This is a genomic window from Virgisporangium aurantiacum (assembly GCF_016863635.1).
In the GTDB taxonomy this organism is placed as follows: Bacteria; Actinomycetota; Actinomycetes; order Mycobacteriales; family Micromonosporaceae; genus Virgisporangium; species Virgisporangium aurantiacum.
Map to the genome: position 1 here is coordinate 1 of NZ_BOPG01000098.1, position 19335 is coordinate 19335.

Below are 19335 nucleotides of genomic sequence, written 5' to 3' on the forward strand. Positions count from 1 at the left end.
GTAACCCTCAGACCCAACGGCAACGGCAACGTCTTCGGCATCACCACCCTCGCCAACGGCAACTTCACCCGACCACAGGTCCGATCCTGCACGGCGAGCTGAGACCAAGCACGAAATCCGGTGCGGCGGGCCAGGCGAGTTCTCGGCCCGCCGCACCGGAACCGGCGGAGCCGCAAGGCAAGGAGGGAACTCATGAGACGGTTGCATCTATTCGCCCGCGCCGGAGCAGCCTTGATCATCGCGGTCGGCATGGCCGCCGTCGGCATGGCGGTCGGTACAGCCCAGGCCGAATCGAACGGCGGGGTCCGGGTCATGCCCCTCGGTGACTCCATCACCGACGGACTCACCGTGCCCGGCGGCTACCGCATCAACCTCTGGCAGCGACTGGTTGCCGGCGGCTACACCGTCGACTTCGTCGGATCGCAGTTCAACGGACCCGGCACCCTCGGCGACCACGACCACGAAGGCCACTCCGGCTGGCGGATCGACCAGATCGACGCCAACATCGCCACCTGGATGCGTACCTCGACGCCGCGGACGGTACTGCTGCACATCGGCACCAACGACATGTTCGGCAACGCGGCCGGCGCACCCGCCCGCCTTTCCACACTCATCGACCACATCACCGCGGCGGCGCCCAACGCCGAAGTCTTCGTCGCCACCATCATTCCCCTGTCGGGTGCCGACAGCGCCGTGCGCACGTTCAACGCGGCCATCCCCGGCATCGTGACGAGCAAGGTGAACGCCGGCCGGCACGTGCACCTCGTCGACATGTTCAGCGCCCTGACCACAGCCGACCTCGCTGACGGCGTACATCCGAACGCGAACGGCTACAACAAGATGGCCGCCGTCTGGTACAACGCCCTGCTGTCGGTCCCAGCCAGCCTGACCGGCGGCACCCCACCGTCGTCGCCACCCTCGTCGCCGGGTGGCAGTTGTACCGCGACGGTGCGCGACGGCACCCGATGGTCGGACCGGTTCAACACCGAGGTCACCGTCACCGGCACCAACACCTGGACCGTCGTCCTCGCCCTCACCTCACCCCAGACCGTGTCCTCGACGTGGAACAGCACCTACACCTTCGACGCCACCACACGACTGGTAACCCTCAGACCCAACGGCAACGGCAACGTCTTCGGCATCACCACCCTCGCCAACGGCAACTTCACCCGACCACAGGTCCGATCCTGCACGGCGGCGTAGGTCAGGACCGCAGGGCGTCGCGGAGGGCGGCGCGGGCCGTGATGCCGAGCTTGGGAAAGATCTGGTAGAGGTGCGTCCCGACGGTGCGCGGCGAGATCTGCAGCCGTAGCCCGATCTCCTTGTTGGTCAGGCCGGCGGCGGCGAGCCGGGCGATCTCGTACTGCTGGGGTGACAGGCGGGGGTCCGGTGCGGTGAGCCGGGCGCCCGGCATACCCGACGCGCGGAGTTCGCTGTTGGCGCGGTCGGCCCATGGCGCCGCACCGAGGTGGGTGAAGGTCCGGGCGGCAGCGGTGAGATGCTCGCGCGCCGCCCGGGTCGCCTTGACCCGCCGGAGGTGTTCGCCGTAGGCGAGCCGGATGCGGGCGAGGTCGAAGGGCCAGGCCTCGGCTTCGGGCGAGGTGGTCGCGCGGCCGAACCGGTCGTCGTCCGCGGCCATCGCCGCCGCGCCGTGCGTCACCATCGCCAGTCGCCGCGAGATCGCGGGGACGCGCGCACGGCGAGTTCCTCCGCGCGGTCGTTGTCGCCGCGCGTGGCCGCGAGCATGCCTTGCCGGTGCCGGAACAGCTGGGCGAGCAGACGGTAGCCGAGCCTGTCACTGAGTTCCAGGCCGTCCGCGGCGAGGCGACCGGCCCCGTCCCATTCGCCGGTTTCGTAGCGGTGGCCGCTCAGGACGTTCATCGCGTGGATGGCCAGCGCCGGCGGGCCGGCGTCCACCAGTCGGCGGAGGGCCGGAACGCACCCCTCGACGCGGCCGACGTACATGGCAGCGGTGCCGATCCGGACCACCTCGACCGGGTCGGTCACCGTGTCGAGCCGGCCGACGGCGTCGTCGAGCCGGCGCAGGACCGGGCGCCCGGCCGGCAGCGCGGTGCCCGCAGGATCGGCGAGGCAGGTCATCAGCAGCGACAACGACTCCGGCACCACGCGGCCCGAATGCGCGACCGCCCGTGCGAGCGGTTCCCACAGGTCGCCGCTGCCTCCGAAGAAGCTGGTCCAGGCGAGCGAGTAGAAGCACTCCAGCAGGACGCCGTCCGGGATGTCGGGCCGGTGCAGCGCCGTTTCCACGGCGTCCATCAGCAGGCGGTGGACGGAGCCGGCGTCGCCGTTGCCGCTGAGCAGCAGATGGTGCCCCGTGGCCAGCGCCGTGGCCAGCGCCGTCGGGAGGTTCGCCGCCTCCGCGTCTGTGGTCGGGGCCGGGGCCGCGCGGAGATCGCCGAGCAGTCGCGGCACGTCGGTGAGGCGTCCGGTCGCGTCGGCGCCGAGGTAGGCGGTCATGCCGGCGCGGCGGTCGCGGCCGTCCGGGCTGAGGGTGGACGCGCGCAGCAGCGCGTCGACGGCGCCGGCGACGTCACCCCGAACCCGCGCCCGGTCGGCCGACCCCTCCAGCAGACCGGCGACGCGCGCGTCCGGTCCGATCGCCGCGTGCGCCAGGTGCCAGGCGACGCGGTCGGGATCCTGGCCGGGCCGGCGCGCCAGCGTTTCGTGAGCACGCCGCCGGTCGCCGGCGCCGGACTGTTCCACGACCGCCACGCGGATCAGGGGGTGCCGGAACACGGGGTGCGCGCCGCCGGGGGTTCAGGTCCAGCAGGCCGGCGTCACGGGCCTGCCGGACCGCGTCGGTCACGGGCGGTCCGGGAAGGGCCGTCAGGTCACCGTCGCCGTCGAGCGCCAGCAGGAGCAGCACGTCGCGGACCGGCGTCGGGAGCCCGGCCACGGGGGAGCCGAATGTGACCCGCAGCCGCCGGCTCAGCGGGAGCGTCGCGGGCAACGGAGCGGTTCCCGACCGCTGGGCCTCGGTGAGCGCGGCCGGCAGTTCCCGTAGCGCCAGCGGGTTGCCGCAGGCGTCGGCCAGGATCCGCGTGCGCACCGCCGGTGACAGGTCGGGGAACCGGTCCCGCAGGAGCGCCACGGCCGACCCGACGTCGAGCGGCGCGAGCGGGTGGATCCGCGCGCCGACCGACACACGCTCCGCGTGGTCGCAGGTGTCAATGCGCGGCGCGAACTGGGCAGCCGGCGCGGTTTGGTGATCTGGTGTGGGGCTGGCCGACGGGGTGATCAGCCCATCGGCGATCGCCCGGGCGAAGAACGCCCGGGCGGCGGCGATCATGTGCTCGCCTGAGTGGCGGCCGCCGCGGCCGTTGCGTCGCGGCACCGCTCGGGCGATAGCGTCGTGTTGCAGCGCGGCGATGTCGGTGGCGGAGATGGTGTCCAGGCGGCGTTCGCCCCACCGCGCCGCCATCCGGGCCCAGTAGTTGCCGTAGGTGCGCGCGGCGCCGGGGCCGACCGCCGCGATCACCGTCGGCAGGTACTCCGCGACCGTGGGCATGGCGACGCCGCCCGCCTAGGCGGTTTGCAGGTCGGCGACGGTCACGCCCAACTGCGCCAGCACCGTGCGTGCCTGCGCGACCCGCTGCGGCTCAGCCATCGTCGCGGATCTCCGGCTGCCGATCGTAGTGCTCGGCCAGTAGGTGAGCGATGAGCGCTGGCGGGTGCACGATCAGCAGGCCCTCCCTGGGCACCGCGAACAGCGCCACCCGCGCCTGCGCGTCGAGGCCCGCCAGCATCCGCGCCGACACCGGCAGTGTCAGCTCGCCACGGCTGCCCACCGCTTGCCGGCCCGCCGCAGAAGAACCGAACACGACAGCGTCGACTCCCACGCGCACCTCGACGCGATGCCCCGGCGGCCACGCCAGTGCTGCCAGCAGCGAGTGTGAGCAGAACCGCCCGGACGCGTCCAGACGCGCCACGTCGATCAGAAACAGGTTAGATCCGGCATCGGCGGGCAAACTCAGCCCTGGCAGCGCCGGCACCGACAGTGGAACCGGCGGCGCGGAACGCCGTGTCGCAGGCGGGACCAGCGCCCCGATCAGCTGCTCAGGACGGGCGGCGGCCGGCTCCGTAGACGAGCCCATGCGGCACATCGTCCACCGAGCCAGGGATGGGAACCCGGACGAACGACTAAGTAAGATCGCCCGACGGGCCGCAGCCTCTCGGTCCACCACAGCGGGAATGGCGTGCGTGTGTCGTTGCGCCCCTCGTACCGGACCTGGCCGCGTTCTGCGAGAGTCGTTGATGTCGTCCAGGTGGGGACGGATTTGCGGAAAGGTTGCGCTGGACCGGATGGTCCGTCCTTGCCGCGGCTTGTGCACTGGCTGGGATTGCGGTTTGGATACAGGCGTGGTCGGCGGCGGTCGTCGTGGCGGCGGTCGGGCTGCTGACGGCGCGCGGCTCGGCGGTGTTGCAGGACTCGGACATGCAGAGGCCGGAGCCATCGACCGTGACGTCGGGCCTGAGGTCGTGAAGACGCCGCTTTCGGACCGATGCGTGCTGATCGTGGGTGAGTCGACGGCTGGCAAGAGCCGGCTGGCCAGCGAGACGGTAAGGCGGCGCTACGGTCGCCTCCGGCTGGTTGAGCCGCTGGTCCGTGCCGGTGTCCCGGCAGCGGTGCAGCTGGTCGTCGGTGCCGGCAGGTGCGTGCTGTGGCTGGACGACGTCGAACGCTTCTTGGGTGAGAACGGGCTGGGGCGCCACCACCTCGACGCGATCCGTAACGCGGGAGGGGAACGCTATGTGGTGGCGACGATCCGGGCCGAGGAGTACGTCCGTTTCGCCGTACCTGCCGGCGGGCGGCAGCCGGTCTCGACCGAGGCCGGTCGCGATGGCTGGGACGTGCTGAAGCGGATCACTCGCGTGGATCTTTCGCGTCGTTGGTCGCCGGCGGAGCTGATCCGACCTGCTGAGTACGGAGACGATCCACGGATCGTGTCTGCGCTACCGCACACGGACGAGTTCGGGCTGGCGTCGAGCGGGCGGATCGACGGACATACGGGGATGGTGGTGGTTGCGAAGAGGCTCCCGGGAATGCTGGACGGTGGCGTGTTCGGGTGCGGTTCCTGCACCCGGCTGCGGGTCGAGTCACGTACGTCATGATCTTTGCGTGGAGTCGGATGTGGTGTCGGACGGTGAAGCCGTCGGTCCGGCCGTGCCGGGCGGGTGGCTTGCACCGTTGGCGTGGTCGATGGGGTTCGTCGGGGCGCCGTTCGAGGTGGTCTGTGACCGGTTGATCGCATGGCGCCTGGGCCTCGGTGCCGATCTGACCGAGTGAGGTGACCTGGCGGCGTGGCCGGCATGCGTCGAGTCGCTGGAGCCCTTGGAGGCGCCGTGGACGACCGAGCTGTTGGTGGCCCACGGCGCCACGTGGACCGCCTATGTCAACAACTTCATTCACGGCGTGACCCGTGGCCGCGTGCGGTGGGTGGTTGCCAGGTATCAGCCGATGACCGCCGTGGGACATGCCGCGGCTGTCAGGCGTGTCGGCCGAGGTGCCGGCGCGGGACTGCATGCCCCGAACCCGACCGGCCGCGTCGCCGACCCGGCGGAGATCGCAGGCCGGTCGCCTATCTGCTCAGCGACGAAGCCGCGTTCATCACCGGCGCCGCGATAGCCATCGCCGGCGGAATGACCGTGCGGTAGAAGCTTGAGTCACCGGCGGGGCCACGAGAGTATGGGATCCTGTCGATTGCGTGGGAGGTTCCGTGGCGGAGGAACGCGCGAAGCTGTTGCCGTTCTACCTGGTCGTCGACGTGTCCGCGTCGATGGCGGGGGCGAACATCGCGGCGGTGAACGAAATCGCGCCCCGGATGATCGACACACTGGCGCAGAATCCCATTCTCACTGACAAGATCCGGTTCGCGCTGCTCGACTTCTCCGACGAGGCACAGGTGCGGGTTCCGCTGTGTGATCTGCTGACACAGCCGAGCCTGCCCCGATTGGAAACCCGGGCCGGAACCTCGTTCGCCGCGCCGTTGCGGTTGCTGCGTACCGAGATCGCCACCAACGTCAGGCAGCTGAAGGCCGACAACTACAGCGTCCACCGGCCGGCGGTGTTCTTTCTGACCGACGGGCTGCCCACCGACGAATGGCACGACGAGTTCCGCAACCTGACCGCGTACGACCCCGCCACCAGGTCCGGCTTCCCCACGTACCCCAACATCATCCCGTTCGGCGTCGCGGACGCCGATCCCCACACCCTGACCGAGTTGATCCATCCGAAGTCGGGGAACAAGCGGATGAAGATGTTCATGATGGACGAGGGGAACGACCCGTCGCAGGCCATCCGGGCCATGGCCGAGGTGATGATCTCCAGCGTGCTGGCATCGGGGATGAGCCTGGCCGAGGGCGGCTCCGGGCTCCTGTTGCCGGCCGACGACCTGGTACCGAAGGGCATCCACGGATACACCGCCGACGACGATGACTTCGTCTGATCCGGTATGGCGCGGGTGCTCCGTTCCCTACGTCGTGGGGGAGGAGGGCGCGGCGGCGCAACGGGTCGTGGCGCGGCCCGCCGTCGATTTTCCGGAGCAGCGCGACATCGTGGTCGACGGCGTCACCTTCCATAACGACGCCGGGGAACCCGTCGCGCAGGTGCGGGCCGCGAGCATCCGCGGCCTCAGCCATCGCTACTACGGCAAACCCCGGCAGGACGCATACGCGTTCCGCGCCACTGCGGACGGCCACTGGCTCGTGGTGGCCGTGGCGGACGGCGTCTCGGCCGGGGCCTACTCGCACATGGCGGCCGAGATCGTCACCGACGTGGGGTGCCGACTGCTGGCCGAGCGCGGGGCGGATCAGGTCGACTGGGACCGCCTGCTGCGCGACCTCGCCTCCTGGATCCTGGCGCGGGGCCGGGCCGTGATCGTGGCGGAGGCCGAACTCAGCGATCGGGAGGTGGCCGAGCACATGTCGGCCACCGCGTTGTTCGCGGTCGTCGCGCTCCGCCCGTCCGAATCCGACGCGCGGTCGGTGCACTGTCTCGCGGTGGGCGACACCGGCGCGTGGATCCTCGGGCCCGGTCAGGAGTCGCCGTGGCGGGCGGTCACGGGTCAGAAGGCCGACGAGGACGGCGTCGCGTCGTCGGCGACCTTGGCGTTGCCGCTCACGGTGGTCGCTCCGACAGCAGCCAAGGCCGAGACGCTGACGCCGGGCACGGCGCTGGTCCTGGTGACCGACGGAATCGGTGACCCACTGGGCGACGGCACCGGCGAGGTCGGCCGTTTCCTGGCCACGATGTGGGCCCGGCCGCCGTCCGCGCTGGAGTTCGCGGCCCAGGTCGACTTCGCCCGGCGCAGCTACGACGACGACCGGACCGCGGTGGTGGTGTGGGTGCCCTGATGGACGTCGAACTCAGCCGGGCCGATCTCGGCCGGATCGGCGACAAGCTCGGCGCGGGCGGCCAGGCCGTGGTGTATCGCCTGCCGGACCTGCGCCTGCCCGACGACCGCCGGGAGTTGGCGTACAAGGAGTACCGGCCGGGGCACGCACCGCCGGTCGGCATGAAAGCCATCGTGAGCAAGCGGACGGGTCTGACGGCCACCAACCGCGCCAAGCTCGACTCGATCGCGGTGTGGCCGGTGCGCGCGGTCCGCGACGGCGACCGGAACTGCGGCGTAGTGCTGCCGGTGATTCCCGCGGAGTTCTTCCAGTCCCGGCGCCTGCCGGGTTCCGGCGCGTCCAGCCGCGATCCGCGGGAGGTGCAGAACCTGTTCGTCGCACCGTCGTTGGCCGAGCGGGTCGGGATGCCGCTGGTGCCGCTGAAGCACCGGTACGCGATCTGCCGCGACCTCGCCGACGCGTTGGCCTTCCTGCACCGGCACGGCGTCGTCTTCGGCGACATCAACGCCAAGAACGTCCTGTTCCGTAAGGCCACGCGGGCCACCGTGATGCTCGTCGACTGTGACGCCGTGCGGTTCAGGGGCAGCGCGGCTGTGACGCGTCAGCTCAACGCCCCGGACTGGGAACCGCCGGAAGGCGGGGGAGTGCTCACCGAGGCGACCGACCTTTTCAAGCTCGGCCTGGCGGTGCTGCGGGTGCTCAATCCCGGCGCCCAGGCCTCCACCTCACGGGACCCGCGCCGCGCCGACCCGTTGCTGACGATCGGCAAGGGCCGGGAACTGCTGCGGGCGGCCCTGTCGGCCGACCCCCGGCAACGCCCCGCCGCCGTCCAGTGGCGCAACTACTTCGCCGACCTCGCCGGAATGGAGCCGACGGAACTGCTCCGCCGCCTCTCATGACCTGCCCTGCGGCTGGTCGTCGTCCGGTTCATCGGCGGGCGGTTCGTCGGCGCCTTCGCCCTTCGACCCCCTGTTGTCCCACCAGTGCTTGGCGACCGTGGCCGCGCCACCTGCCGCGACCGCGACCGACCCGAGGGCATCCACCGCGTCCGGCCTCGGCTGTTCCGGGACGGGCTTGACCGGCTCTCCCTCGATGGTTTCCGCATTGTGGGCGTCCACCTGACCAATGTCGATCGTTGTATCGGCGACCTGAACCTGTTGTGCCCGGGCCGCGTCCACCTGCCCTTCCAAATTGGCGACCGCGACCGCGGGATGGTCGGACCCGACCTCCTCGGTCGCGGCGCCCTTCTTCTCGTCCGGATACCCGGCGGGGTCACCGGTTTCCGGGTCGACGTCGTCGTCGGGAGCGGGCCGGTCGGGGTCGTTTGCCGCCTCGGCCTGCAAGGCCGCGGCCTCATCGCGGGCGCTGTCGTGTTCGACGTCCGGATCGAGGTCGGCGGTCGCGGAGTCGTCCTCCCCGACGCCGCTGCCGGAATCGTCGCCCGTTTCGCCACCGACGTCGGTCGCTTCGCCGGTGTCGCTGGTACCGCCGGTATCGGCTGCTCCTCCGCCCGTGAGGTCGTCGTCATCGCCGTCGTCGATCGCCATCGTCGGTTCCTCCCCATCGCTTCTCGCTCAGTTCGGCCAGCGGCCAGCGGCATTTGCGGAAGGTCGCCAGGCCGGTGCCGAGTGCCGTCGTCCAGGCCGGACCGTCCGCGTCGGCGCCCACGACCGTTTCCAGCGCGGACGGGCGTGCGTCGCCGAACAGCAGCCGCCGGTGCCGGGGCCGCGCCAGCCACCGCGGCTCGCGCCGCTCGCACGGCCAGCGTCCGCCCAACAGGTCACGCATGGCCGTCGAGACGTGCGCGGCCAGGGCGCCCGGGCTCACCTCGCGGCTGATCGCCGTCGAGCGGACGGCGACGGCCGCGTCGACGGCGTGGCCGATCGCGCAGTCGCGCAGCCGCTCCGCCGGTGCCCGCAGCGCGGTGTACAGGTCGAGCGTGGGTACCGGCAACGGCCACCCCGTCAGGTGACCGACGACCGCAAGTTCGGCCCACAGGGTCAGCGCGGGCAGCGCCTCGGGGAACCGTTGCGCCATGCGCATCTGACGCAGCGTGCAGGGCTCGCCGTGGCAGGCCGGCCCGCATGCGGCGCTGCGCGTGGTGACGATCGCCGCGGGCGACGCCGTGGTGGCCGCGACGGTTTCGCGGTCGGTGCCGTCGGCGACCCGCACCAGGACCGGTGCGTCCATGCCGTCGGCGAACGCCGCCGCCTCGCCCGGGGCGAGGGTGACCAGGAAAGCGGACTGGTCGTCGGTGAGGTTCATGGTGGCGCCGACGGCGTCACGGTCGTCACGGGCCGGAAGGCGGTGGACGATCTTGATCGCGGTGTTCTTGATGACGTCGGGGATCAGCTTCGCCGGGATCTGCTCGGCAATGACAATGCCCTCGCCGTACGCGCGTACCTCGGCCAGCATCGCCGCGAACATTTCGACCGCGTGCTCGGCGGCGCCAACACCGGGGCGCAGCAACCGGTGCGCCTCCTCGATCACCGTGACGTGGCGCAGGCCGCGGGCGTCGCGGGCCGACGTGCGCAGATGCTCGGTCAGGGCCAGCACGACGGTGCCCATCAGGAACGCCTTGTCCTGGTCGTCGCCCACGTCTTCGATCTCGAGCACCACGTGCCGTTTCAGCAGTTCGGCGACGTCGACGGGGTGCCCGTCCTGGAAGAACCGCCCGGTCGTGCCGAGCCGCAGAGCACCCAGCCGCACCCGGATGAACCCGCGCACGTTGTCGGTGACCTCGCGGCCGTAGCCGACCTCGCCGACGACCAGTTCGGCCGTGCGTTGCAGGTCGGCGAGGGTCGGGTACCGGGGCGACAGCGCCGGATCGGCGGGCTCGCCGAGCGCGAGGTCCCAGCCGAGGTCTTCATAGCAGCGGGTCAACGCCGCCGACAGCACCTGCGGGAACGGGTCGCTGGCCTGGAACGCCGCCACGAACAGCGCGCGCACCAGATCGAGGTGGGTCGACAGGTTGAACCCCGCGACCGGCGCGAGCGGGTTGATGCCGGCCGGAACCGCGTCCGCGTCGCCGGGACGGATCCGGATCACCCCGCCGCCCAGCCGCGCCGCCATGGCCCGGTACTCGGCCTTCGCCGGCTCGACCACCAGCCAGGGCACGCCGGCCGCCGCGAGTTGTTCGAGGAGCGTCCGGACGGTCTGCGACTTGCCGGCGCCGGTGGCGCCGGTGACGAACGTGTGGCGGTTGACGCTGTCGGCCGTCACCTCGAACGGCAGGCCGGGCCCGCGGGTGGCGTCGAGCACCGTGCCGAGTAACAGACCCGGCACCGGGCCCCCCGGCGCCGTCTCGGGCGTCACGTCGAACCGGGGCGGTTCGGTGACGCGCACGCCCGGTAGCTCCCGCAGCGGTGCGCGGGCCACCGCGGCCAGCGCGTCGGCGCCGGCGATGACCTCCCGGCCCCCGTCCCGGCCACCGTCCCGGCCACCGTTCCGGCCACCGAGGCCGGAGCTGCCACGGGGGCGGACCCGGAGGACGCCGTCGGCGAGGTCGGCACCACCGGCGAGCAGGCCGGCGATCGCGTCGCAACCGGCCGCCGTGCGCGCGCCGGTGAAGAGCCGGATCCGCCAGTGGCCCTGAGCGGCCCAGCGCCGCAGGTACCGCAGTTCGGCCTCGGCCTCGGCCAGCCGCAGGCGCTCGGTACCCCGCCCGGTGCGCCGTGGTTCCAACGCGTCGACGATGTCGGACAACCGGTCGAGGTGGGCGGCGACCTCCCCGGCGCCGATCGGTGTGCCGACGGCGAGGACGGCCATCGGCATCTCCGGCAGGTACGCGAAGAGGTCTTCGAGCAGCGGCCCGTCCGGGTCGGTGGCGTCGGACGGCGGCCGGTCGGTGAGTGCATCGACCAGCAGCCACACCGGCCGCCAGTGCGGCAGCTTTCCCAGGGCACGGTCGGCCTGACCGGGCCGCAGTTCGACCGTGCGGGCCCCGGCCGGGAAACAGAAACCGTCGCCGGTGGGATCGGGCCGCGTGCCACCGGCGAGCACCGCGGCCGGACCGTTCGGCCGGGTCCGGATCCAGCAGCACGCGACCGTGGTGCCGGCCGCGTGCGCCATGGCCAACGGCGGCAGCATCCGCAACCGGCCGGTGGCGGCCGGGCGGGCCGACGCGTCGGACGCGGGTCGGGGTACCTCGACCAGCCGGTGGCTGAGATACCGGCTGCCGTCCGGAACGGTCATGCCGGCTCCCACTTCGTGGTGACCCGCCCTGACCGGGAGGGCTCTGCTTGATGATTCCCTCGCACAAGTGCTCGGTCATGGTGCCAACGGCAGGGTCGACGTGAGCGACGATCCCGGGATGCGGGCGTCGCAACTGGCCAACGTCGCGGTGCGGTGATCGACGATCACCATGCAGGTCTCCTCAAGCCGTTGGAACATCTCGGGTTGGACGATGTACTCGTGCACCCGCCCGAGGCTGGTGGTCCGGGTGGTCTGGGCCGAGCCGCCATGGCTCGTGGTGATGCCGCTGCCCGTCGTGAACGATGTCGAGACGGAGCGGCCGAAGTCACGCGCGAAGAACAGCAGGGCGGTCGACCAGTTGGCGCCGCGGGTCTGGGTCAGGCCGGACGTCTGGCTCAGCGTGTCGGACCAGGTGGTCGTCTTCCCTTCGGCGATCGACACGCCGTTGACCACGAAGGTGAACTCCCGGCCGAGGTGTTCGGCGGCCAGCCGGGCGTCGGCGGCGTTGGGCAGCCGCAGGAACACGGAGACCGTCGAGCCGGCATGGCCCAGCAGCCGCTGCAGGCCGTCGCCGATGGTCTCGCACAACAGGACCAGTCGCTTGCCCGGCCGGAGACCGGTAGCGATCAGCCGGTCGAGGATCTCCGGCGCCAGCCGGTCGGCCCCGGCCACCAACAGCAGGTCGTCACCGGCGACGGCCTCGTCGAAGCCGCGCGCGATCGACGTCGCCAGCAGCGCGCGCCCGATCTCGACGTCGGGCGCGGCGCGGCCGGCGCCCACCTCGAAGGTGCGCACCGTGCGGGTGCCGTGGCCGCTGCGTTCCGCGACCACGGCGGCCGACCGCCGGAAGCGCATCAGACCGCTGATGTCGCGTTGGCGGTCGGCGAGCCGGTCGGCGACCGGCTGCCGCGCCGCGACCACGTCGGCGTGGTAGTCGCTCAATGCCCGCCGTTCCCGCGCCGACAGCCCGTCGGCGGCCTGGGCACGGTTGCCCAGCGCCACGCCGATGGCGGCGTGCAACCGGGCCAGCGTCGCCGGACCCGACAGGACGCGCAGCACGTCGAGGACGTCCTCCACCGCCCGGGTGGCGTCGACGGCACCCACCCGACCGGACGACGTGCGGTACGCGTCGACGATCAGCACGGCCAACTGGTCGGCCGACAGCAGGCTGAACAGGTCGACCGACGACCCGGAACCGGCGACCGTGTCGCAGCGCAACGTGAACCCGCCGGACGAGCGGGCCCGGTCGCGCAGACCGCTGAACAGATCGCGCGGACTCAGGTTCACCACCCGGATCCGCGCGTACCCCGCCGCGACGGCCGACGTGGCCAGCGTCGGGATCACCGTCGCCCAGGCGGCCGGGGTCCCGCCGAACATCGGCAGCACTCCGGCGCCGCCGAGCGGAACCGGGAACCAGACCGGACGCTGCGCGTGGGCCGCGGCCAGCCTGCGTTCGTCGGCCTCGACGGCTGCCCGCCACCGGCGGTGCGCCGCCGGCAACTGCCCGCTCGCGATCACCGGCGGCGAGTCGAGCAGAGGGCTCCGCGGTGCGGGACCGGGATCAACCGGTTGCCACGCCGCCGTCAACGGTGCCGCGGGCACACGACCACCTCCCTTCCCTGCGCGGGTGCCCTACCCTGGACAGCCAGACAAGGCGGGAGGCGACGGTGGGCGTATTGATCGATGCCGTCATGTCGATGGCGCGGGCGGCCCGGTTCCGGTCCGTGCGGGCCGTGCTTCCTCCGGACACCTGGTTCGAGCTGCCCGGCCGGTTGCGGTTCGGAATGCCGTGGCCCTGGCAACAGCACACCGAGGTCGACGCCGAGATCGTCGACGACACCGGCCAGGCCGGCGCGCGCGTACCGCTGGGGCAGGCGTCGGCCCCCCGTACCAGTGGTGAGGCGGGGGTGCTGCTCTGGCGCGGCGACGGATCCCTTGAGCCGTACCTGACCGATCTCGCCGGATATTGCCGTCAGGTCTACGGCGGCCCGCCCCGGTCGCTGCGGTGGATCCGGCTGGGCGGCGTGAGAGCGGTCGTGATCGAGGCCGACACCGCAAACGCCCAGCGGACCCACCGCCTCGTGGCCGAGTGGGGCCTGAACCACACTCTGCACGGCGAGTTCCGGACCCCCGCCGACGCGGCCGACGGGTACCGGCCGCACCTCGACACCATGCTCGCCACCTGGCAGTGGGCCTGACCCGGTCACGACAGCTCCCACAACGCCACCCGGCCGTCGTCTTTCTCGTTGCTCGCGACCGCGAACCTTTTTCCGTCGGGGGAGAAGGCCATGGTGGCCACAGTCATGTCCTTCGTCCAGAACACGGTCCTCTCGCGATGTTCCAGAACGCGTTTCTTCTGCCAGTTGGCGGTGTCCCACAACCACACCGTGCCGTCGTCCGCGCCCTCCGCGAGCAGCAGGCCGTCGGGCGAGAACATCAGCGCGCCCCCCAAGTCGTAGTGGCCGGGCAGCGCGGCCCGTTGCGCACCGGTCGCGGTGTCCCAGACCCACACCGTTTCGCTGAGGTCCTGCCTCGCGGCGATCAGACGTCCGTCCGGGGAGAAGGCCAGATGACGGATGTAGCCGTAATCGATGTTCATGCCGGCCACGACCGTGCCGGTCGCGACGTTCCAGACCCGCACCGTTCCGCCGACCTGGCTCGTCGCGAGCCAACGGCCGTCGGGCGAGAACTCCAGTGCGACCAGGCCGTTGCTGCCGCTGGCATCACCCTTGGGGTCCGGTGGCACCTGCAGGGTCGTTCTGAGCTGGCGTTTGGCGGTGTCCCACAGTTTGATCCCGCCGCCGAGGAGCGCGAACAGTTTTCCGTCGGGCGAAAAGCGGCCCCTGCTGCCGGCCAGTTGGGTCAGGACGCCACCGGTGATCGCGTCCCACATCACCGTCGGCCCGCCGTTGTATCCACCGGCGAGCAGCGACCCGTCCGGTGAGAACGCCAGTTCCTCAGCTTCGCCGTAACGCTCGTCGTCGAACAGGTCGAGTTCACGCACCTTCGTTTCCCACACGATGTCCCCGGTGGCCGAATCGCGCACCCGGACCACGCCGTCGGTGTACCTGTTGTCCCACGTGAACCCCAGGAATTTCCGGGCCCGCTTCGTCTCCTTCATTCCGATGGCCGAACGCCTGCCGTCGGACGAGACGGCAACGGCGATCGCCTTGTCCTTCGCGGGCGCGGTGTCGAGATCTTTCCACGGCCGGGCGCCAAGGTCCCAGGTCGACCTCGGCGCATCGGGGTCGTCGGTGTCGACGAAGAGTGTGGTTCCGTCGGGCGAAAATCTCAGCGCGTGCACCGTACGGTCGTTGAGTTCGATGTACTCCGCCGCCGCGGGCTCGTCGCCGGCGATGATCCACCACAGGCCCGCCACCACACCGGTGCCGACGGCACCGACCAGGCAGACCATGAATCCGACGGACAGCAAACGCGCGACGGTGCGCCACCGCAGCACCGCGGGAAGGTCGATCCATGTGCGGGTGGACGTCGTGGTTCGCCGGGCCGCTCCGGTGGTTTGCCGCTGTTGCGTCGTGGTGCTCGGCGCCGGTGGCTGCGAGGTGATCGGTACGACGGTGTTGCCGACGCGGCCCGGGCTCGCGCCGCACACGATGCAGAAGTGGACGTCTCGTAGGTACGCGGTGCCGCAGCCATCACAAGACGACCGCATCGTTCACCTCCGTGCCCGGTCAGGTACAGGTGGCCCGCCAGCAGCGCAACTCCCAGTGGGCGGTGCCGCCCGATCCGCCGCCCCGACGCTCGCGCCGCCCGTGCGCGAACGTCACCGCCCGGCCCGCCCGCAACCAGAGCCAGGCGTCCATCGCCTCGTCGGGGCTGTTCCAGATCTGGTACCAGCGCATTCCGTTGGCCTCGCCGCCCCCGGCGAGCAACGGGACCTGCAGGTACCGCTGGGCCTTCGCCGGCATATGACCCAGCAGCGCGCTGACCTCGGGCGGAAGCGTGAGGCTCGGGGTCCTGCCGGGCCCGGTGCGGTCGTGCGGCACCCGGTCGCCGCCCACGGCGCGGTCGCGCGGCATCCGGTCACCCGCGGTGCGGTCGGGCGCCGGACCCGGACCGCGGAACTCCTGGCTCTTCACCGAACCCGGCGCCCAGAGCCGCAGGTCGAGCCGGTGCCCGGCGACGCCGTCGCGGGTGGCCGGCTCGGCCCGGCACATTCCGCGTTCACCGAACGCCGACACACCGGTGAGGAACGGATCGTTGTCGTCGCGCCACCACATCAGGATGGTGCCGAGCGCACCCGACAGCCGTTCCCGCAAGCTCGGGCGCAGGGTTTCCCAGTTCTGATCGACGGGACCCGCTTCCGCGGGCAACGCACCGGGCGGGTGCGACGCAACCTCGCCGTCGACCCCGGCCGGCCAGTCGGCGGGCGTGCGGACGCGATCGCCCGGCATGCGATCGTACCGATACTCCACTATCAGCCCCGATTCCTGGGGTCCGGCCACACGATCGTCGTCCACGGTACTAGCAGGGTCCACCGATGAAGAGCCTCGGCGGAAGGATCTAACGTCTTTCGAACATTGACGGTGCTAATCAGGTTCCGCGACGCAGAACTCGCTGCCCTCGGGATCGGCCAGGACCCGACCGCCGTCGTATTCGGAGATCGGCGTGGCACACAGCCGGAAAAGCTCGTCGAGGTAGGAACGGTCGCGCAGGCGCAGGTCGACGTGCATGCGGTTCTTCCCGACCTTCGGCTCGGAAACCTGCTGGCGGTGGAACGTGCGGGAACCGATCGATGCGTGTGCCGTGCCAAACTCGTCGCACGGTGTGTGAGCTGGGCCGATGGCCTGCTGGGTGATGATCGGGTTCATGTTCGTGCGGTTGCTGTATCGAGCGACGGTGCATCTGTTCGGCCGGAACGGGCGGTGCAGTCAGCGTTGGCCCGGTGCTGCCGCGGCGGTTGTGAGTCCATCGGATCGTGACCCGGGCGACGTTGCGGGCGTCGCATCGCCAGCTGGTGCAACGGCATTGGACCTATCCGAAGCGGACCGGTCGACCAGCGGTCAGCGGCGAGGTCCGCGATCTGGTCCTGTGGCTGGCGGCGGAGAAATCCGTCGTGGGGCACCGGAGAATCCTGGGCGAGCTGGTCGGCCTCGGCCACCGGGTCGGTGCCGGCACCATCGACGCATCCTGGCCGGCGTCCGGGTCGGGCCGGCCCCACGCGACGCGGACACCCGGTGGCGGACCTTCCTGCGTACCGAGGCGGAAGGGCTGCTGGCAGCCGACTTCTTTCACGCGGACACCGTGCTGCTGCGCCGAATCTACGTGATCGTGGCGATAGAGGTCGGGACACGACGGGTGCACCTGCTCGGCGTCACCGACCGCCGCGTTCGACGCCGTCCTCGCGGACGAGGGCATCGAGGTGGTCAAGATCCCGCCCCGGACGCCGCAGGCGAACTGCTACATCAAACGGTTCGTCGGGACCGTCCGCCGCGAGTGCACCGACCGGATGCTGATCTACAACGAGGCCCACGCACGGAAGGTCATCAACGAGTACATCGCGCACCTCAACCGGCACCGGCCGCACCAAGCCTGGACCAGTATCCGCCCGAGCACGACCCTACCGCGTTGATCCCGCTCGACGCTGCCGTCCGGCGACGACGTGTCCTCGGCGGCGCCTTCAACGAAAACCACCGAGCTGCCTGAACGGGTGTCACCACCAGGCGAAACAGGTTTGGCAACCCACAGGGTACGGCCGGATTTCTTAGTCGGCGGGTTCGGGGTTCGAGTCCCTGGCGGCGCACCCATCTGACCTGCGTAAACGGGTCGCTTGTCTGTCCATTGTGGACCTGGATTGCTCGTAGGTTGCTCGTCTGTTCGAGCGGGGGTTCCGTCCGGTGTGGTCCGTCGGCGGTCGGGAGCGGTGACGGGCGGGTCGGGTCCGGACGTGGTGGTCCGTGCCACCGTGCCGGCCCGGACCCTCGACCGCTGTGGGCCGCGGTCGGCCCTGTGGCGGTACCCGCGGCTCGCCAACGGGGGGCGCCGGAAAGGGGGCGGAGCGGGCCGACTCTTCCGATATCGGCCGGCCGGCACGCACATCTGCCGCCGTTGGTGCGCGCGCCGCTGATCAGTTCCGAGCGCAGCGACCAGCGGCGGCTGTGGGTCCAGAACTTCCTCGTGTGGGGCACCTGTCAGCAGGTCACCGCAGACGGTCTGACGCCGGGTTCGGATCACGATAAGGTCCCGGTCCATGGACATGCTGAACGGCGACCGGATCGCCGAGGCGAACCTGACCGACTGGCGCAAGCTGGCCCAGGGACTGCATGCCCGTTACCTGGTCGACGACTTCAGCGCCGGCGCGCGGTTCGTCGCCGCGGTGGCCGAGGCGGGCGACGCACTCGGCCACCACCCGCGCGTGTCGATGGGCAAGGGGTACGTCGACTTCGAGTTGGTCAGCGACGACGCCGTCTACCGCGACGGCGAGGGCACAGAACACGTCGTCGAATGGGTGACCCAGCAGGACGTCGACCTCGCGCGACGGATCACCGAGATCGCCGCCGACCTCAAGGTCGACGCCGACCCGGGCGCGGTCAGCGAGATCGAGCTCGGCCTCGACACGGCGCGCTCCGCGACCATCGCCCCGGTGTGGGCCGCCCTGCTGACCGGGAGCGCCGAGTCCCAGGGCCGCGGGTCCCCCAGCGACGAAATCCGGGACGCCACGGGACGGGTACCGAACCTGTGGTTCGGGGATGCCGAGGAGCACGAGACTCCGCGTCAGCGGTTCCACGTCGAGGTCTACGTGGCGCCCGAGGTGGCCGGGCAACGGGTCGCCGCCGCCGTGGCCGCGGGTGGGACCGTCGTCGATGACAGCAATGCGCCGGCGCTCACCGTGATCGCTGACCAGGACGGCAACAAGGGAATCGTGTGCGTCGACGTGTCCGCCGCGAAGAAGGAGTGAACCGCCCCGCGCGGTTGATCTCCGACTGGTAGGCGGCCCGTTGAACGACCGCTGCGAAATCCTCCATCAACTTCGCGAGTTCGGTCGCGAAGTTGAGTCCGCCCGGACGTCGGGGTACGCGCACTGCTGCCGGGAGAGGCCGATCACCGGCGCGAGCCTTGCGCGCGGCCAAGTGGGAGGCCAAGTGTGCGGATCTGTCGCAGGCGCGCACGACCCACCTGTGTGGCTCGTCGCTGTTAGTGCTACGGCTCGTGATCGGGCACGGACGATCATGCCGGACCGGTCTGGCGGCAGCCCGCCAAGGCCTGACCAGTCCCAGGCCACCAGAAGGGCGACCGAGCCATCGGCATTGTGCTGCCAAGTCAAGTGCCAGCGCGAGGCCGCCTACATCTCCGCCACCGCGTACGACACCCTCGGCCGGGTCGACACCCTCACCCTCGGGGCCGGCACCAAACGGGTCCAGCTACGCACCCGCATGGATCCGGCCACCGGGCGGCTCGCCGAGAACCGGGTCTCCCTGGAAAGCCAGACCACGCCGGGCACGTTCGTACCGCAGATCCCGGAGAACTACAGCTACGACCCTGCCGGCAACGTCACCGCCATCCGGGAAGACGACGGCGGGGGGAACCTGGTCTCCAACCAGTGCTTCGCCTACGACCGCCTGCGCCAACTCACCGAAGCGTGGACCACCACCGCCAGCGCCACCTGTCAAACCACCCCCACCCAGGCCGGCCGAGGTGTACCAAGGATCTTGGGCAGGATGTTCTGCCTGAGAGGATCTGATCTATGCCTGAGAAGCGTCGCCGGTTGGAGAACGAGTTCCTGAAAAAGCCGCTGCCTTCTTCGCC

General features: G+C 71.0%; 19 protein-coding genes. 10 read left to right on the top strand and 9 right to left on the bottom strand.

The features are described from left to right. Positions 1 to 192: 192 nt before the first annotated feature. A complete protein-coding gene (locus Vau01_RS55130) occupies positions 193 to 1203 on the top strand; it encodes a GDSL-type esterase/lipase family protein (RefSeq protein ID WP_204010265.1) in 1011 nt (336 codons plus the stop codon). Between the two features lies 1 nt (position 1204). Here the strand turns inward: Vau01_RS55130 and Vau01_RS55135 are convergent, their stop codons facing one another. From Vau01_RS55135 to Vau01_RS55145, 3 genes are all read right to left on the bottom strand, one after another. Next, positions 1205 to 1663 carry a helix-turn-helix transcriptional regulator gene (locus Vau01_RS55135; protein ID WP_204010268.1) on the bottom strand — a complete coding sequence of 153 codons (459 nt, stop codon included), beginning with the start codon at positions 1661 to 1663 and terminating at the stop codon, positions 1205 to 1207. Beyond that, positions 1657 to 2733 carry a hypothetical protein gene (locus Vau01_RS55140; RefSeq protein ID WP_204010271.1) on the bottom strand — a complete coding sequence of 359 codons (1077 nt, stop codon included), beginning with the start codon at positions 2731 to 2733 and terminating at the stop codon, positions 1657 to 1659. The genes Vau01_RS55135 and Vau01_RS55140 overlap by 7 nt, the downstream gene beginning before the upstream one ends. An 887-nt stretch (positions 2734 to 3620) precedes the next feature. Continuing rightward, positions 3621 to 4115: a hypothetical protein gene (locus Vau01_RS55145; RefSeq protein WP_204010274.1), complete on the bottom strand. Its 495-nt coding sequence runs from the start codon at positions 4113 to 4115 to the stop codon at positions 3621 to 3623. A 385-nt stretch (positions 4116 to 4500) separates the two neighbouring features. Here Vau01_RS55145 and Vau01_RS55150 point away from each other — a divergent pair, with 385 nt between their 5' ends. From Vau01_RS55150 to Vau01_RS55170, 5 genes are all read left to right on the top strand, one after another. Then, positions 4501 to 5133 (top strand): hypothetical protein, encoded by a 633-nt coding sequence (locus Vau01_RS55150; RefSeq protein ID WP_204010276.1) that lies wholly within the window; start codon positions 4501 to 4503, stop codon positions 5131 to 5133. Between the two features lie 7 nt (positions 5134 to 5140). Next, complete coding sequence (locus tag Vau01_RS55155) at positions 5141 to 5308, top strand: hypothetical protein (protein ID WP_204010279.1); 168 nt, start codon at positions 5141 to 5143, stop codon at positions 5306 to 5308. Positions 5309 to 5738: 430 nt separating this feature from the next. Beyond that, positions 5739 to 6467: a vWA domain-containing protein gene (locus Vau01_RS55160; RefSeq protein ID WP_204010283.1), complete on the top strand. Its 729-nt coding sequence runs from the start codon at positions 5739 to 5741 to the stop codon at positions 6465 to 6467. Continuing rightward, positions 6454 to 7374 (top strand): protein phosphatase 2C domain-containing protein, encoded by a 921-nt coding sequence (locus Vau01_RS55165; RefSeq protein ID WP_204010286.1) that lies wholly within the window; start codon positions 6454 to 6456, stop codon positions 7372 to 7374. The genes Vau01_RS55160 and Vau01_RS55165 overlap by 14 nt, the downstream gene beginning before the upstream one ends. Beyond that, positions 7374 to 8273, top strand: coding sequence for a protein kinase (locus tag Vau01_RS55170; protein WP_204010289.1), 900 nt, complete (start codon positions 7374 to 7376; stop codon positions 8271 to 8273). Before Vau01_RS55165 ends, Vau01_RS55170 begins: the two co-directional genes overlap by 1 nt. Here the strand turns inward: Vau01_RS55170 and Vau01_RS55175 are convergent. The 3 genes from Vau01_RS55175 to Vau01_RS55185 form a co-directional block, all read right to left on the bottom strand. Further along, on the bottom strand, positions 8268 to 8921 hold the full coding sequence (locus Vau01_RS55175; protein ID WP_204010292.1) for a hypothetical protein: 654 nt from the start codon (positions 8919 to 8921) through the stop codon (positions 8268 to 8270). The two genes, Vau01_RS55170 and Vau01_RS55175, sit on opposite strands and share 6 nt — an antisense overlap. Then, positions 8899 to 11568: an ATP-binding protein gene (locus Vau01_RS55180; protein WP_204010295.1), complete on the bottom strand. Its 2670-nt coding sequence runs from the start codon at positions 11566 to 11568 to the stop codon at positions 8899 to 8901. Before Vau01_RS55180 ends, Vau01_RS55175 begins: the two co-directional genes overlap by 23 nt. A gap of 75 nt (positions 11569 to 11643) precedes the next feature. After that, a complete protein-coding gene (locus Vau01_RS55185; RefSeq protein ID WP_204010307.1) occupies positions 11644 to 13170 on the bottom strand; it encodes a hypothetical protein in 1527 nt (508 codons plus the stop codon). A gap of 65 nt (positions 13171 to 13235) precedes the next feature. Between Vau01_RS55185 and Vau01_RS55190 the strand changes: the two genes are divergently transcribed. Beyond that, positions 13236 to 13766: a hypothetical protein gene (locus Vau01_RS55190; RefSeq protein ID WP_204010310.1), complete on the top strand. Its 531-nt coding sequence runs from the start codon at positions 13236 to 13238 to the stop codon at positions 13764 to 13766. 5 nt (positions 13767 to 13771) lie between these two features. On the opposite strand, the gene Vau01_RS55195 is transcribed toward Vau01_RS55190, so the two are convergent. The 3 genes from Vau01_RS55195 to Vau01_RS55205 form a co-directional block, all read right to left on the bottom strand. After that, on the bottom strand, positions 13772 to 15241 hold the full coding sequence (locus Vau01_RS55195; RefSeq protein ID WP_204010314.1) for a WD40 repeat domain-containing protein: 1470 nt from the start codon (positions 15239 to 15241) through the stop codon (positions 13772 to 13774). A gap of 19 nt (positions 15242 to 15260) precedes the next feature. Beyond that, positions 15261 to 15983, bottom strand: coding sequence for a hypothetical protein (locus Vau01_RS55200; RefSeq protein WP_204010317.1), 723 nt, complete (start codon positions 15981 to 15983; stop codon positions 15261 to 15263). 135 nt (positions 15984 to 16118) lie between these two features. Next, complete coding sequence (locus Vau01_RS55205; RefSeq protein ID WP_204010321.1) at positions 16119 to 16400, bottom strand: VOC family protein; 282 nt, start codon at positions 16398 to 16400, stop codon at positions 16119 to 16121. 551 nt (positions 16401 to 16951) lie between these two features. Between Vau01_RS55205 and Vau01_RS64155 the strand changes: the two genes are divergently transcribed. The 3 genes from Vau01_RS64155 to Vau01_RS55220 all read left to right on the top strand — a co-directional run bounded on the left by Vau01_RS64155 (position 16952) and on the right by Vau01_RS55220 (position 19313). Then, positions 16952 to 17161, top strand: coding sequence for an integrase core domain-containing protein (locus Vau01_RS64155; protein ID WP_239152790.1), 210 nt, complete (start codon positions 16952 to 16954; stop codon positions 17159 to 17161). Between the two features lie 618 nt (positions 17162 to 17779). Then, on the top strand, positions 17780 to 18487 hold the full coding sequence (locus tag Vau01_RS55215) for a VOC family protein (RefSeq protein ID WP_204010323.1): 708 nt from the start codon (positions 17780 to 17782) through the stop codon (positions 18485 to 18487). Positions 18488 to 18836: 349 nt separating this feature from the next. Next, positions 18837 to 19313 carry a hypothetical protein gene (locus Vau01_RS55220; RefSeq protein ID WP_204010326.1) on the top strand — a complete coding sequence of 159 codons (477 nt, stop codon included), beginning with the start codon at positions 18837 to 18839 and terminating at the stop codon, positions 19311 to 19313. Positions 19314 to 19335 lie beyond the last annotated feature (22 nt).